General features: G+C 41.6%; 1 protein-coding gene. It reads right to left on the reverse strand.

The features are described from left to right. Window positions 1-257: glycosyltransferase N-terminal domain-containing protein (locus tag SB756_RS32225; protein ID WP_410913521.1), on the reverse strand; the 257-nt coding region annotated here is incomplete at both ends.

The raw sequence follows: 257 nt of genomic DNA on the forward strand, positions 1-257 counted from the left end.
GTGGGTGAGTAGAACCTGCCACCCATACAAAACGCTCTTGGGTTTTATATTCGGCTTTAAGATTTGCTACTTTAGTTAGTTGCTCATTGCTTGGGCTTATATCAAACTTAATTGAGCCTGTAACATGGCTTTTTGAGGAGGTTAAACCGAGCTCAATAAACCGCTCGGCATCTTTTTTATTGTGACTTGCAAGTACCGTGATTGAGCGCATAATTATTTGCGTTAGCTTGGCAACCTTTTGATACCCCTGTTGCGAT

It is taken from the genome of Pseudomonas sp. SIMBA_068, from assembly GCF_046534705.1.
GTDB lineage: Bacteria > Pseudomonadota > Gammaproteobacteria > Pseudomonadales > Pseudomonadaceae > Aquipseudomonas > Aquipseudomonas putida.